Source organism: uncultured Pseudoflavonifractor sp., from assembly GCF_944387805.1.
Lineage (GTDB): Bacteria > Bacillota > Clostridia > Oscillospirales > Oscillospiraceae > Pseudoflavonifractor.
In genome coordinates, this window is sequence record NZ_CALXGI010000071.1 from 1 (window position 1) to 13,496 (window position 13,496).

General features: G+C 62.3%; 13 protein-coding genes and 1 riboswitch. Of the genes, 3 read left to right on the forward strand and 10 right to left on the reverse strand.

Going from position 1 to position 13,496, the window contains the following annotated elements; all coding sequences use genetic code 11:
* Positions 1-431, reverse strand: a 431-nt coding sequence (locus Q0K06_RS12415) for a formate--tetrahydrofolate ligase (RefSeq protein WP_294553048.1), incomplete at its 3' end; no start/stop codon positions are given.
* A gap of 69 nt (positions 432-500) precedes the next feature.
* Positions 501-578, reverse strand: a riboswitch (ZMP/ZTP riboswitch).
* 381 nt (positions 579-959) lie between these two features.
* Here Q0K06_RS12415 and ugpC point away from each other — a divergent pair.
* Entirely contained in the window at positions 960-2,081 is a 1,122-nt protein-coding gene (gene ugpC, locus Q0K06_RS12420) for a sn-glycerol-3-phosphate ABC transporter ATP-binding protein UgpC (protein WP_294553053.1), read from the forward strand.
* A gap of 69 nt (positions 2,082-2,150) precedes the next feature.
* On the opposite strand, the gene Q0K06_RS12425 is transcribed toward ugpC, so the two are convergent.
* The 7 genes from Q0K06_RS12425 to asnA form a co-directional block, all read right to left on the reverse strand.
* Complete coding sequence (locus tag Q0K06_RS12425; protein ID WP_294553056.1) at positions 2,151-3,344, reverse strand: FprA family A-type flavoprotein; 1,194 nt, start codon at positions 3,342-3,344, stop codon at positions 2,151-2,153.
* A gap of 178 nt (positions 3,345-3,522) precedes the next feature.
* Positions 3,523-3,948 (reverse strand): YbaN family protein, encoded by a 426-nt coding sequence (locus Q0K06_RS12430; RefSeq protein ID WP_294553057.1) that lies wholly within the window; start codon positions 3,946-3,948, stop codon positions 3,523-3,525.
* Entirely contained in the window at positions 3,945-4,289 is a 345-nt protein-coding gene (locus tag Q0K06_RS12435; protein WP_294553059.1) for a nitrous oxide-stimulated promoter family protein, read from the reverse strand. The genes Q0K06_RS12430 and Q0K06_RS12435 overlap by 4 nt, the downstream gene beginning before the upstream one ends.
* Positions 4,289-5,959 carry an ABC transporter ATP-binding protein gene (locus Q0K06_RS12440; RefSeq protein WP_294553061.1) on the reverse strand — a complete coding sequence of 557 codons (1,671 nt, stop codon included), beginning with the start codon at positions 5,957-5,959 and terminating at the stop codon, positions 4,289-4,291. The genes Q0K06_RS12435 and Q0K06_RS12440 overlap by 1 nt, the downstream gene beginning before the upstream one ends.
* The gene (locus Q0K06_RS12445; RefSeq protein WP_294553063.1) at positions 5,956-7,704 is read right to left on the reverse strand and encodes an ABC transporter ATP-binding protein/permease; all 1,749 of its coding nucleotides are present in this window, start codon (positions 7,702-7,704) and stop codon (positions 5,956-5,958) included. The genes Q0K06_RS12440 and Q0K06_RS12445 overlap by 4 nt, the downstream gene beginning before the upstream one ends.
* Before the next feature lie 248 nt (positions 7,705-7,952).
* Positions 7,953-8,741: a TIGR04255 family protein gene (locus tag Q0K06_RS12450; protein ID WP_294553065.1), complete on the reverse strand. Its 789-nt coding sequence runs from the start codon at positions 8,739-8,741 to the stop codon at positions 7,953-7,955.
* Between the two features lie 38 nt (positions 8,742-8,779).
* The gene (gene asnA / locus Q0K06_RS12455) at positions 8,780-9,793 is read right to left on the reverse strand and encodes an aspartate--ammonia ligase (protein ID WP_294553067.1); all 1,014 of its coding nucleotides are present in this window, start codon (positions 9,791-9,793) and stop codon (positions 8,780-8,782) included.
* A 177-nt stretch (positions 9,794-9,970) separates the two neighbouring features.
* Between asnA and Q0K06_RS12460 the strand changes: the two genes are divergently transcribed.
* Complete coding sequence (locus Q0K06_RS12460) at positions 9,971-11,185, forward strand: NADP-dependent isocitrate dehydrogenase (protein ID WP_294553075.1); 1,215 nt, start codon at positions 9,971-9,973, stop codon at positions 11,183-11,185.
* A gap of 132 nt (positions 11,186-11,317) precedes the next feature.
* Complete coding sequence (gene rbr / locus Q0K06_RS12465; RefSeq protein ID WP_294553069.1) at positions 11,318-11,923, forward strand: rubrerythrin; 606 nt, start codon at positions 11,318-11,320, stop codon at positions 11,921-11,923.
* Positions 11,924-11,974: 51 nt separating this feature from the next.
* Here rbr and Q0K06_RS12470 read toward each other — a convergent pair whose 3' ends face one another.
* Both Q0K06_RS12470 and Q0K06_RS12475 read right to left on the reverse strand, forming a co-directional pair.
* Positions 11,975-12,544, reverse strand: coding sequence for an HD domain-containing protein (locus Q0K06_RS12470; RefSeq protein WP_294553071.1), 570 nt, complete (start codon positions 12,542-12,544; stop codon positions 11,975-11,977).
* Position 12,545: 1 nt separating this feature from the next.
* A complete protein-coding gene (locus tag Q0K06_RS12475) occupies positions 12,546-13,409 on the reverse strand; it encodes an aldo/keto reductase (RefSeq protein ID WP_294553073.1) in 864 nt (287 codons plus the stop codon).
* Between the last annotated feature and the right edge of the window lie 87 nt (positions 13,410-13,496).

A 13,496-nucleotide genomic window follows, 5' to 3' on the forward strand; every position in this document is an offset into this window, starting at 1 on the left:
TTGTCCAGCATGGCGGCAAGCAGGTTGTTGGCCGCGCCGATGGCGTGGAAATCGCCGGTGAAGTGGAGATTGATATCCTCCATGGGCACCACCTGGGCGTAGCCGCCGCCGGCCGCGCCGCCCTTGATGCCGAACACGGGGCCCAGAGAGGGCTCACGCAGGGCCAGCACGGCCTTTTTGCCCAGCCGGTGCAGAGCGTCGGCCAGACCAACGCTGGTGGTGGTCTTGCCCTCGCCGGCAGGAGTGGGATTGATGGCGGTGACCAGGATCAGCCGCCCCTTCCGGGGCAGGGCGCTGAGCGCCGCCGGGTCCAGCTTGGCCTTATAGCGGCCATAGGGCTCCAGAACCTCCTGGCTGACCCCCAGTTTCTCCGCCACCTCTGCAATGGGGAGCATTGTGCAGGCCTGGGCAATCTCAATATCGGTTTTCATCTATATGGCGCCTCCTCAAAATCTCTCTTCCTGTTTTCAGGATACAAAAAGGGCACACCGCGCGAAAGCGCAGCGTGCCCAGACGGTCGGCTCATGTCCGCTATACTCCATGTGGTCAGCCCACTTCCGTCAGTCATATAGCGCACTGACAGAATACCAGAGAAGGGCGGCGCTGTCAAGAGAAGGCGGCTTTGCGCCGGAGACAAAAGAGGAAGAAATGGTATTTTGCCCAAAAACAAATCGGAAAATTTGGCCGATTTATCGAGATTGCCTGACTGCCGCTTTTGTGCTAAACTGTCCATGATCGGGTTGCACTGCGGCCCGCATATTCAATCAGGCGAGGCGGGACTACTCCAATTTTAAATGACTTAATTTAATATAGGCCCGTCTCCCCGTAAAAAAGGAGGAGACCAAAATCCGCCGGGCCGGCGGTGCGGCAGTGTGGAGACCTGCCGTAAAGCATACGGGGGTTCGCTCCCCGGGTGCAAGACTGTATTTGCGGAGGCATTGCAGTCACGGCCTGTGTACATGGCAACTTTGAGCCTGAAGAACGTAAAGAAGATCTACGACAAGAACGTGGTGGCTGTCCACGACTTCAACCTGGAGATCGCAGACAAGGAATTCATCGTCCTGGTAGGGCCCTCCGGCTGCGGCAAGTCCACTACCCTGCGTATGATCGCCGGTCTGGAGGAGATCTCCGAGGGCGATCTGTACATCGGTGAGCGCCGCGTCAACGACGTGGAACCAAAGGACCGCGACATCGCCATGGTCTTCCAGAACTACGCGCTCTATCCTCACATGACCGTGTACGAGAATATGGCCTTCGCCCTCAAGCTGCGCAAGATGCCCAAGGACGAGATCGACCGCCGCGTCCGCGAGGCTGCCGAGATTCTGGACATCACCCAGTATCTGGAGCGCAAGCCCAAGGCACTGTCCGGCGGCCAGCGTCAGCGTGTGGCCATCGGCCGCGCCATCGTCCGTGAGCCTCAGGTGTTCCTGATGGACGAGCCGCTGTCCAACCTGGACGCCAAGCTGCGCAACCAGATGCGCGCCGAGATCATCAAGCTCCGCCAGCGCATCGACACCACCTTTATCTATGTTACCCACGACCAGACCGAGGCTATGACCCTGGGCGACCGCATTGTTATCATGAAGGACGGCTTCATCCAGCAGATTGGCACGCCTCAGCAGGTCTTTGATCACCCCGCCAATGTCTTTGTGGCCGGCTTCATCGGCACGCCTCAGATGAACTTCTTTGACGCCAAGCTGGTCAAGGACGGCAGCGGCTACTATGTGGACTATGCCGGCACCCGGGTCAACCTGTCCAAGGACATCCAGGACGGCCTGGCTGCCAAGGGCCGTGAGTCCATGGACGTGATTCTGGGCTGCCGCCCCGAGCACCTCATTCTGAAGCACTCCGCCGGCGAGGGCACGGTTACCGCCCATGTGGATGTGTCCGAGATGATGGGCAGCGAGGTCCACCTGCACGTGGTGGCCGGCGAGAAGGAGGTTGTGCTCCGCATTCCCTCCACCGACCTGCCCGCCCAGCACCGGGCCGGTATCCCCTTCGGCACTGAAGTTGACTTTGCCTTCCCCGAGACGCTGGTGCATCTCTTTGACCCTGCCACTGAGAAGAACCTGCTGGACTGATTCCATAACACAAACGCCGCCGGCACATGCCGGCGGCGTTTTTTGCTCTGGTGAAGCAGGAAAAGAAGCTCAGCCCAGCTTGGCGGCAGCCTCCCTGGCAAGGGCGGCCACGGCGTCCAGATCGGCCTGGGCGGGGGTGAAGGTGCAGCGGAAGGCGGAATCGGGCACGCTGAACCGCAGCTGAGCCAGGCGGCTGCGCAGCATTTCGGGGGCTTCGCCGGTCCAGCCGAAGGAGCCAAAGGCAAAGGCGGGCTTCTTGGCGCAGTTGATGGCGTCAATGGAGGTGAGCACGTCCCAGATGGGCTTGGGGGCGTCCCGGTTGATGGTGGGTGCGCCCACGGCCAGCAGGTCGCACTCGTTGGCCAGAGCAGCGGTTTCGCTCAGCGGAGTGGTGGCCACATCCCGGACCTCCACCCGCACTCTAGCCTGCCGGAGGGCCTCAGCGGCAGCGCTGGCCAGAGCTGCGGTGCATCCATAGGCGGAGCAGTAGAGCACGGCGGCCATCTTTCCGGTCTTGGCGGCAGGGGTGCTCCACAGCCGGTAGAGCTCCGCTATGTCGCCTATGCGGTCGGTGAGGCAGGGGCCGTGGCTGGGGCAGACAATGGAGGGATTCAGAGGCTTGAGCTTCTCCAGACCGGCCAGTACATGGGACTTGAAGGGGCCGAAGATGCAGTTATAGTAGTGACGCACCATCTCCAGGTAGGCATGCTGGTCGTGGGCATTGCGGTCCAGCATGGTGGGCTCGCAGTAGTGGGCGCCCAGGAAGTCGCAGGTGAAGAGCACCTTGTCCTGAGGGCACCAGGTGAACATGGAGTCAGCCCAGTGGAGCATGGCGGAGGGCAGGAACTCCAGGGTGCGTCCGCCGCCCAGGTCCACACTGTCTCCCTGCTTGACCACCTTGCAGGGCAGAGTGGGGTTGTTGGTGATGTCGATCAGGTGCTTTTTGCCGGCGGCAGTGCACAGAATGGTCAGATTGGGGCAGGCCTCCACCAGGCGGGCCACGCTGCCCGAGTGGTCGGGCTCGTTGTGGTTCATGACCAGGTAGTCGATCTTCTCCAGAGGGAGCACCTGCTCAATGTTGGAGCGGTACTCGTCCCAATAGTCGGCGTGGACGGTCTCCACCAGCACGTTCTTCTCGCCGGTGAGGAGATAGGCGTTGTAGCTGGTGCCGTAGGGGGCGGGCATGATGATGTCGAAAATGCGCAGGCCGGGATTGAGCACACCCACGGAGTAGAGGTGCTCAGCCAGTTGAATGGTACCCATAGCAATCGCTCCTTCTTATCTGGGGCGGCATGCGGCAATTTCCGGGCCGCCCATACTTCTCTGCTTAAAAAGTATACGGAGGGAAGGGCAGAAAGTCAATCGGAAAACCATATAAATCGGTAGGAAAAATGGGAGGAATTCTCAACTGAATTTCCCAATCCCGGCCCGCCGGCCCCCCTCAGGCGGCGGCGTCCTCATCCTGCCAGGGGTCCGCCTCCCGGGTCTCCCCGGCCCGGGCGGCGGGGATGGTACGGATGCCGAAGATGAAGTACAGGATATGGCACACCCACACGACGGCCAGGATGATCCGGCCCACCGGCACCCGGCCCATCATGGCGAAGCCGAAGGCCATGGTAAGGGTGACCACGCCCATGATCCGCAGCTTGGCGGCCCGGGTCATGCCCCTGCCCCGGACAAAGCTCTCCAGGTTGTTCTTGTAGAGCCTGGTGGAGACAAACCAGCTGTGGAGCTTCTCCGAGCTGCGGGCAAAGCAGAAGGCGGAGAGCATCAGGAAGGGGAAGGCGGGCAGCAGGGGCAGGGCGGCGCCCAGGGCGCCCAGGCCCAGGCCGATGCAGCCCAGAATGATGTAGAGAACTTTTTTCATACCGCTTCCTCCAGTCGTCGTTTTTCTTTTCTGGCTTCGACCGCGTGCCGGATGGCGGCCACAGGGTGGACGAAGAGCATCCGGGGGCCGGAAAAGCGCATCACGTCCCGGATTTTCTCCCGTATCTCCGGCTTGTAGCAGTGGACCTTACAGTTGGAGCAGAAGGTCTTGGTCTCCATAAAGGGACAGCGGTCGCTCCGCTGCTCCGCATAGGCCGCCAGGGCGGCGCAGTCGGGACACAGACCGTTCCGCGTGCCGTGCTTTTTCCGGCAGTAGAGGGCGATCATCTCGTTTACCATCGCCTTTTCCCGCCGGCGCTTGGACTCAATGTCAGTCCCCATCAGCTCATCCTCCCGTTGGCCACCCGGCACACCCGGTGGGCGATGCCCATAGTGGAAGCCCGGTGGGACACCAGTACCACGGTCTGGTTTCCCTGCTTTTCTTTCAGAGCCTTGAGGATAACGGCCTCGTTCAGGCTGTCCAGGTTGCTGGTGGGCTCATCCAGCAGCAGCAGGGGCGCGCCGTGGAGAAAGGCCCGGGCCAGACCCAGCCGCTGCCGCTCGCCGCCGGACAGAGTGTCCCCCAACTCGCCCACCGGGGTGTCGTACCCCTTGGGCAGGGAGAGAATGAAGTCGTGAACCGACGCCTTGCGGCAGGCGTCCTCCAGCTCCGCCTGGGTGGCGTCCGGCTTGGCAATGCGCAGGTTGTTGGCGATGCTGTCGTGGAACAGGTGGGTGTCCTGGGTCACCAGGGCCTCCATCTGCCGCAGGCCGGCGGTGTTGATGTCCCTCACGTCGGTGCCTGACAGCTTCACGGAGCCTTGATTCACGTCCCAGAACCGCATGAACAGCCGCAGCAGGGTGGACTTTCCGCTGCCGCTGGGGCCGATGATGCCCAAAATCTCACCCTTGCGGATGTCCAGGTTCAGGCCGGAGAGGATGTTCTCATCCCCGTAGGAGAAGGTGACCTGCTCGCAGCTGCCGCCGGAGAAGGATACGGCGGGCTTGCCCGTTACCTCCTCCACCAGAGGAGCCTCGTCCAGCAGATCCAGCACCCGGCCGCCTGCCGCCAGGGTGTTCTGGAGGGTACTGCCCAGGTTGGCCAGGGCTACCACCGGGCCGAAGGAGCTCATGAGGGCCACCAGGGGGATGAGCACCCCGTCGAATTCCACCTGCCCGGCCTGGAACAGCAGGGCGGCGGAGAGAAGCATGATCAGGTCGAAGAAGAGAATGACGGCATTGGTCATGGCCGTGCCCCGGGCGGCGGCGTCCTTCAGCTGCCGCTCCGTGTCCGAGAGGGCGGCGGTCCGCTTATCCAGCTCCTCCAGGCGCTGAGGGCCGCGGCGGTACTGGAGGATCTCACGCAGGCCCCGCAGGCTGTCCAGCACAAAGCCGCTGAGGGCGCCTGCGCCGGCCCGGAAGTTTTTGCCCGCGTCCCCGGTGCTCCGGGAGATAAGGAAGGGCAGCGCCAGACCGATGGCCGCATAGGCGATGGCGGCCACCAGGCCCAGCAGGGGGTGGAAGGAGCCGATGAACACCACCATAATCACCGACATGATGAGGGCGATGGCGGCGGGGGAGATGGTGTGGGCGTAAAAGACCTCCAACAGCTCGATGTCCGAGGTGATAAGGGCGATAAGGTCGCCCCGGTCCCTGCCCTCCAGCTTGGCGGGGCACAGGCGGCGCAGGGCGGCAAAGACCTTGTCCCGCACCAGGGCCAGCAGCTTGAAGGCGATGAAGTGGTTGCAGGCCTGCTCGCCGTACCGCAGGAAGCCCCGCAGCACGGCAGCCAGCGCCAGAAAGTGGAACAGCAGGATAAAGGACATAGGGGCCTCCAGCCCCAGCACGTCCAGCATGGACCAGGCGCCCAGCACCGTGATGGCGGTGGCGCACAGGAACCCGGCCACGCCCAGCGTCACGGCCAGCACCATAAAGGGCAGCAGGGGCCCCACCAGTACAATCAGCCGGGCCATAATGCCCAGACTGCTCCGGCTTGTATTCCTCTGGTTCATACCGCCTCCGCCTCCTCTTCACAGGTTCCGATATTTTCCAGCGCCTGCTGGCTCCCCCACAGTTTTGTGTAGTGCCCGCCCTGGGAGAGCAGGGCGGCGTGGCTCCCCGCGCCTGCCAGCCGTCCGCCGTCCATGACGTAGATGCGGTGGGCGGCGGTGACGTTGGCCAGCCGGTGGGTAATGAGCACCACGGTCTTTTCCCGGCTCAAAAGCATAATCTGCTCCATGATGTCGTTTTCGCTGTCCGGGTCGATGTTGGAGGTGGCCTCGTCAAAGATATACACCGGGCTGTCGTGGAGCAGGGCCCGAGCCAGGGCCAGACGCTGCCGCTGTCCGCCGGACAGGTTGGCCCCCTGGCTCTCCAGGTTCAGGTCCAGACCGCCCTCACCGCGGAGGAAGTCGGCCAGGTTGGCCCGCTCCAGGGCGGCCCACAGGTCGCTCTCGCTGGCGTTCGGCTTAGCCATCAGCAGGTTTTCACGGACAGTGCCACGGAAAATCCAGCTGTTGAAGCCCACATAGGTCACCGCCCGGGTGAGGGCCTCATTGGACAGGGTGCTCAGGTCGGCTCCACCCAAGGCGACCTCACCGGCGTAGCCGCGCAGGCGGCCGGACAGGATGGCGGCCACGGTGCTCTTGCCGCAGCCGCTCTCGCCAACAATGGCGGTGCAGCTGTTGGGCGGGAAGTCCATGTCCAGCCCGTGGAGCACCTCACGGCCGGCCTCGTAAGAGAAGCGGAGACCCCGGCAGCGCAGGCCGCCCTCCGGAGCCTGATCCACCGTGCCGGAGGTCTCCTCCGGCAGATCCAGCAGGGCGAAAATCCGGTCGCTGGCGGCCATGCCGTTCATCGCCACGTGGAAGAAAGAGCCCAGCTGCCGCATGGGCAGGAAAAACTCGGCAGAGAGCAGCAGAATGGCAAAGCATCCGGCAAAGCCAATCTGCCCGGTCCACAGCTCAACCACGGCCAGGGCGATGCCCAGAGCCGCACCGCCGTAGGCCACTAGGTCCATGATGGTGATGGAGTTGAGCTGCATGGTGAGCACCTTCATGGTGATGCGGCGGAAGGACTCGGCCTCCCGGTTCATCTCCTCATGCCGGGCCTGGTCGGCCTGGTAAATTTTCAGGGTGGTCAGGCCCTGGAGGTTTTCCAGAAAGGTGTCACCCAGGGCAGCGTACTGCCCCCAGTACCTGCCCAGCAGCCGCTTGGCGATGGTCTGCACGGCGGCGATGGCAATGGGAATGAGGGGCACGCACACCAGCAGGGCGGCAGCCGCCTTCAGGCTCACCGGGGCGAGCAGGAGGAACAGGGTGACCGGGGCCAGCATACTGTAAAAGAACTGGGGCAGATACCCGCCGAAGTAGGTCTCCAGCTGCTCCACACCCTCGGTGGACAGCTGCACCGCCTCGGCTGTGGAGCACTTCTGGCTGTATGCAGGGCCCAGACGCAGGAGCTTTTCGTAGATCCGGCGGCGGAGCGCCTGCTTCACTGCCCTGGCGGCCTGGAAGCTCATCCTGCCCGCCCCCACTGCGCACAGCCACCGCACCGCCGCGGCCAGCGCCACCACACAGGCGGTGGCAGGCAGGCCCCAATGGGGAAGACTGCCGCTGAGCAGGCCCTGAAGCACCCAGGCGAAGGAAAAAATCATGGCCGCATTGCTGGCCATACCAAACCACTGGAAGGCCACATTTCCCGCGATATACCGTTTGCTCTCGGGCACAATCCCAATGAGCCGCTTGTTGATCATCATGCAATGGGTCTCCTTTCCAATATTAGCATGAGCTAACTTAAAGACAAAAAGAAAAGAAGCGGTCTGCTTCCTGAAAAATAAACGGTTAGCTCTATCTAACGAAAAGGAGTTTACACAAGCTAACTGCACTTGTCAACGGGAAAATGGAAAGTATGCCATTTTTGTAGGAAATGACAATGGGAAACAGCCTGACCGGAGGAAGAAAAATGCCCGCCGGCGTTGGGCCGGCGGGCAAAGCGTGCGGGAATTCAGACCAGAGGCTGGGCGCCCATGGCAGTGTGGAGTTCGGAGGTGAGGGCGCCCCGGAAGAGACGAACGGCATGATAGTGCAGGTCCTCCAGACCGGAGGCCACCTTGTCGGGGGCGACGTTTCCGGCGGCGGAGAAATCGCCGTCCAGAATAAACTTGACCTCCGGGTCCTTCTTGCCGCCGCCCAGCAGGCCGGGACCGGCGTGGACCTTCATGCGGCAGTTGTCCTCCAGAGCCATATTGACCTCCAGGGAGCACTTGCCGATCTTGGACTCATCCACATCGGGCTCCGCCATGACGCCCAGGAAGGCGGGCTGAATCAGGTCAGACCAGGGGGTGCCCTCCAGGCCAAGGGCCCGGCGGGAAAAAGCGTTGACATACCGCAGGCCCACCCGCTCGAAGAAGGTGGGGTGGTAGATCTGGATAAACTGGGCCAGAGGGCGGTCCAGCCGCTGGGCAAAGTCCTCCCACCGCTGGTAGCGCAGGGTGGAGAGGGCGATGAAGCTCTGGGTCAGATTGAGCTTCCACAGGCCGTCCTCAGAGATAAAGGAGTAGTTGGTAATGGGATCGGACTGAACCAGTTTGGGCGCGCCGTCCACCATGGTCATCTTGGGGGCGGGACGCTCCCGGGTCTTGCTGAAACGGGGGAACTCCTGACGGATGGCCTCCTGGAAGTTCACCGGGTCATTGGCGTTGATGGAGAGAATGGCAGGGAACCGCAGCTGACAGATAACCTCCACCAGAGGGCTGCGGACGTACTGATACCGGTCGTAGTGAGAGAATAGCATGGAAAACGCTCCTTCTTATCTTCTCTGTATTGAAAAATTCACAGGAGGATGACGCCGGCGTTCTGGCAGGCCTCCAGGGTCTCGGCATCCCAAACGCTGGCCTGGACCTCGCCGATGTGGGCCTTGCCAAGCAGCAGCATGCACAGCCGGGACTGGCCGATGCCGCCGCCGATGGTGAGGGGCAGCTTGCCCTCCAGCAGCAGCTTGTGGAAGGGCAGGTTCCGCCGGTCGTCGCACCCGGCGATGGTGAGCTGCCGGTCCAGGGACTCGGGGGATACCCGGATGCCCATGGAGGAGACCTCAAAGGCCCGCTCCAGCACCGGGTTCCACACCAGAATATCGCCGTTGAGGGCCCAGTCATCATAGTCAGGAGCGCGGCCGTCGTGGGGTTTGCCCGACTTCAGCGCGCCGCCAATCCCCATAAGGAAAGTGGTGGGGTGGTCCTTCACCCAGGCGTCCTCACGCTCCTTGGGGGTCAGATCCGGCCACTTATCCTCCAGCTCCTGGGTGGTGACAAAGCACACCTCGGGGCTGATGAGGGGCAGAGCGGTGAGCTGGGGGAACATGGAGCGCAGGGTGGACTGGGTCTTGCACAGGCAGTCCACGATGGTGCGCACCGTGGCCTGGAGGTACTCTACCGTCCGGTCCCGGGGGGCGATGACCTTCTCCCAGTCCCACTGGTCCACATAGACCGAGTGGAGGTTGTCGGGCTGCTCGTCCCGGCGGATGGCATTCATGTCGGTGTACAGGCCCTCGCCTACGGAGAACTGGTAGCGGTACAGGGCCATGCGCTTCCACTTGGCCAGGGAGTGGACCACCTGGGCCTCCCGGCCGGCAGCGGGAATATCAAAGGACACGGGGCGCTCCACGCCGTTCAGATCGTCGTTCAGACCGGTGCTGGCCTCCACAAACAGGGGAGCGGACACGCGGCGTAGGTGGAGGGCGCCGCCCAGGGTGTCCTCAAACAGACGCTTGAGGATGGCGATGGCCTTCTGGGTGTCATACAGGTTGAGACAGGGGGCGTAACCCTGGGGAATATAGGTTTTTTCCATGGTGCAGAACTCCTTTGCGGCAAAAATCCGCACAATTAAGATATTACATTATATAGCAAACGCCATGGAAAATCAAGGCGGCGGGGGAGGGGGACTTTTGCTCTTTTTCCTTGCGGAGCAGGGGAAAACAGGATATAATGACTTAAACGCGTTATCGCGGCAAAGGAGTGAAGCATGATGGAGAAAATCAAGATGTCCACCCCGCTGGTGGAGATGGACGGGGATGAGATGACCCGCGTCCTGTGGCAGCAAATTAAGGACGAACTGCTGCTGCCCTATATTGACCTGAAGACCGAGTACTACGACCTGGGCCTGCCCGAGCGGGAGAAGACCAGGGACCAGGTGACCATCGACTCCGCCGAGGCCACCAAGAAGTACGGCGTGGCCGTCAAGTGCGCCACCATCACCCCCAACGCCCAGCGTGTGGAGGAGTACAAGCTCACCGAGATGTGGAAGTCCCCCAACGGCACTATCCGCGCCATCCTAGACGGCACAGTGTTCCGCGCCCCCATCATGGTCAAGGGCATCTCCCCGGTGGTTAAAACCTGGAAGGAGCCCATCACCATCGCCCGTCACGCCTACGGCGACGTGTACAAGGGCACCGAGTACCGGGTGCCCGGCCCCGGCAAGGCCGAGCTGGTGTTCACTGATGCGAGCGGCAAGGAGCAGTTCCGCCAGACGGTGTACGACTTCGAGTGCGCCGGCGTGCTCCAGGGGCAGTACAACAAGGACAGCTCCATCTCCTCCTTTGCCCGCTCCTGCTTCCAGTACGCCATCGACACCAGGCAGGACCTGTGGTTCGCCACCAAGGACACCATCTCCAAGAAGTATGACCACACCTTCAAGGACATCTTCCAGGAGATCTACGACGCCGAGTACAAGGCCAAGTTCGAGGAACTGGGCATCGAGTACTTCTATACCCTCATCGACGACGCGGTGGCCCGTGTGGTCCGCTCCAAGGGCGGCTTCATCTGGGCCTGCAAGAACTACGACGGCGACGTGATGAGCGACATGGTGTCCACCGCCTTCGGCTCCCTGGCCATGATGACCTCCGTGCTGGTGAGCCCTGATGGCAAGTACGAGTACGAGGCCGCCCACGGCACTGTCACCCGCCACTACTACAAGTACCTGAAGGGGGAGGAGACCTCCACCAACCCGGTGGCCACCCTCTTTGCCTGGTCCGGCGCCCTCCGCAAGCGGGGCGAGCTGGACGGCAACGCCGACCTGATGACCTTTGCCGACAAGCTGGAGGCCGCCACCATCGCCACCATTGAGGGCGGCGTAATGACCAAGGATCTGGTGGGCCTGTGGGAGGGGGAGACTCCCGCCAGGGGCGTCAACTCCCTGGAGTTCCTCCGGGCCATCAAGGCCAATCTGGAGAAGAGCCTGTAAAACGCGCGGCGGCTGTCCCGGCTCCCATTCTGCGCCTGAGAGGGTGATGGGGCATGATTTTGCCTCAGCGCCGGTATAAAATGAGCTGGACAGGGCATCCTTTCCATATCCACGATAAGGGAGGTAATACCCATGTCCGTTTCGTTTGACAAGAGCCAGACCAGAGAGAACCTGATGCGCGCCTTTGCCGGCGAGAGTCAGGCCCGCAACCGCTACACCTTTGCCGCCGGTCTGGCCAAGAAAAACAATCTCCAGGTGCTTCAGGGCGTTTTTCTATTTACCGCCGGCCAGGAGGAGCAGCACGCCAAGGTGTACTACGACCTGCTGGAGCAGCTGTCGGGGCAAACCGTCAAGGTGGACGGCACCTATCCGGTGGATATTTTCCCCGATGTGCTCCGCCATCTCCAGGCCGCCCGGCACAATGAGTACCAGGAGTGGGAGCACGACTACACCGGCTTTGCTAAAATTGCAAAGGAGGAGGGATTTCCCGAGATCTCCCATATTTTCTCCTCCATCGCCAGGGTGGAAAAGACCCACGGCGACCGTTTCGGCGCCTTTGCCGATCTGCTGGAGCAGGGAAAGCTCTTCGTCAGCGACGTGGAGTGCCGCTGGGTGTGCCTCAACTGCGGCCATGTGGTGGAGGGGACTATGGCCCCGGCCACCTGTCCCGTGTGCAAACACCCCCAGGGCTACTTTATCCGCTGGGAGATGTCCCCCTACGGAGTACCGCTGAAGTAATAAACGCCATGAGGAGGCGTCTCGGAAGAGACGCCTCCTCATGGCGTTTTGTCAGGATATTGCGCTGCCGGAGAGCTTCTCGTCCGTATCCGCAATCAGCTGTTCCCGCAGGGCCTTCAGGAAGGGAAAGGGCGCGGCGTCTTCCACGCCGTAAGTGCGGTTGAGCTCATACTCCAGGGGAATCCAGGTGTCCAGCGGGGCCTCGTTGTGCTGGAGCACCGCTTCCATCCGGTCCAGGGCTTTGAATACCTGGGCCTCGGGAGTCTCTCTGGCCGCCATCTCGGCAAAAAGGGCGGAAAATTCTTCGGAGAGAGGCCGGGGCAGGGCGGCGGTCAGGCTGTCTACTGCCCTGGCCTCGGTGCGTTCGTGGTCCGCCGTCTTTTCAAAAGTGGGGATGTCGCCGGTGATGGCCTCGCCCAGGTCGTGGATGAGGCACATCTTCAGCACCCTGTCCATATCCACGCCGGGAATCTGGTCCTTCATCAGAAAGGCCATCAGGGCCGCCCGCCAGGAGTGCTCAGCCACCGACTCATGCCGTCCGCTGGAGGTGTAGGAGTGGCGGGTGTTGCACTTGAGGCGCTCGGCAGTGTGAAGGAAATCAAGCAGTTCTTTGGGCTCCATATTATGTCACCTCCTGGGCCCGCACTCTGGGGCGGTCAGGATGTTCCTCCGACCAGCCCGCCTGAGGCATGGCGCGCAGCGCCGCCATCTCGTCCTCTGTCAGGGAGAAGGAGAACAGATCCAGGTTCTCTGCCATCCGCTCCGGACTGGAGGATTTGGGCAGCGGAAGCACGCCCTGCTGCAGGGCAAAGCGGAGGCAGATCTGGGCAGGAGACACGCAGTGGGCCTCTGCCAGCCGGGAGAGCAGAGGGTGACCTGCCAGCCGGTTCCGCCCCAGAGGACTCCAGGCCTCTACCAGGATGCCATGGGCCTGACAGAAGGCCACGGCCTCCTCCTGAATGTAGCCTGGATGGAACTCCAGCTGGTCCACCATGGGGGCCACACTGGCCGAGGCCAGAAGAGGCTCCAGGTGGCGGGGCAGAAAGTTGCTCACCCCGATGGCCCGCACCCGGCCCGACTGGTAGAGCGCCTCCAGCGCCCGCCAGGTCTCCAGATCCAGGGCCGCCCAGTCCTCCAGCTCCAGATCCGGCCTGGGCCAGTGGATGAGGTAGAGATCCAGATAGTCCGTGCCCAGCCGATCCAGAGTGGCGTCGAAGGCCCGGAGGGCGGCGTCACAGCCCATCTCGGTTTTCCACAGCTTGGAGGTGAGGAAAAAGTCGTCCCGGGGCAGACCGCTCTCCGCCACGGCCCGGCCCAGGGCTGCTTCGTTGCCGTAGAAAGAGGCGGTGTCAAAGTGGCGGTACCCCTGAGCGATGGCGGCGGACAGGACTGCGCTGTCGCGCTCTGTGGCCTTATAGGTACCAAAGCCCACGGCGGGGATAGATACGCCGTTGGAGAGGACAAATTGTTTTGCAGGACTGCACATGGGGAGCCTCCCTATTACAATAAATTTGGACAGGAAAGCCGGGCAGCCAGTCCGGCTTTCTTTCCATCTCGTGCCTAAGCTACAATA

What these genes read in the sequence shown, in the direction of transcription:
- ugpC (WP_294553053.1), top strand. Translation starts at nt 960, where the DNA reads ATGGCAACTTTGAGCCTGAAGAACGTAAAGAAGATCTACGACAAGAAC.
- Q0K06_RS12425 (WP_294553056.1), bottom strand. Translation starts at nt 3,344, where the DNA reads ATGGGTACCATTCAACTGGCTGAGCACCTCTACTCCGTGGGTGTGCTC.
- Q0K06_RS12430 (WP_294553057.1), bottom strand. Translation starts at nt 3,948, where the DNA reads ATGAAAAAAGTTCTCTACATCATTCTGGGCTGCATCGGCCTGGGCCTG.
- Q0K06_RS12435 (WP_294553059.1), bottom strand. Translation starts at nt 4,289, where the DNA reads ATGGGGACTGACATTGAGTCCAAGCGCCGGCGGGAAAAGGCGATGGTA.
- Q0K06_RS12440 (WP_294553061.1), bottom strand. Translation starts at nt 5,959, where the DNA reads ATGAACCAGAGGAATACAAGCCGGAGCAGTCTGGGCATTATGGCCCGG.
- Q0K06_RS12445 (WP_294553063.1), bottom strand. Translation starts at nt 7,704, where the DNA reads ATGATGATCAACAAGCGGCTCATTGGGATTGTGCCCGAGAGCAAACGG.
- Q0K06_RS12450 (WP_294553065.1), bottom strand. Translation starts at nt 8,741, where the DNA reads ATGCTATTCTCTCACTACGACCGGTATCAGTACGTCCGCAGCCCTCTG.
- asnA (WP_294553067.1), bottom strand. Translation starts at nt 9,793, where the DNA reads ATGGAAAAAACCTATATTCCCCAGGGTTACGCCCCCTGTCTCAACCTG.
- Q0K06_RS12460 (WP_294553075.1), top strand. Translation starts at nt 9,971, where the DNA reads ATGGAGAAAATCAAGATGTCCACCCCGCTGGTGGAGATGGACGGGGAT.
- rbr (WP_294553069.1), top strand. Translation starts at nt 11,318, where the DNA reads ATGTCCGTTTCGTTTGACAAGAGCCAGACCAGAGAGAACCTGATGCGC.
- Q0K06_RS12470 (WP_294553071.1), bottom strand. Translation starts at nt 12,544, where the DNA reads ATGGAGCCCAAAGAACTGCTTGATTTCCTTCACACTGCCGAGCGCCTC.
- Q0K06_RS12475 (WP_294553073.1), bottom strand. Translation starts at nt 13,409, where the DNA reads ATGTGCAGTCCTGCAAAACAATTTGTCCTCTCCAACGGCGTATCTATC.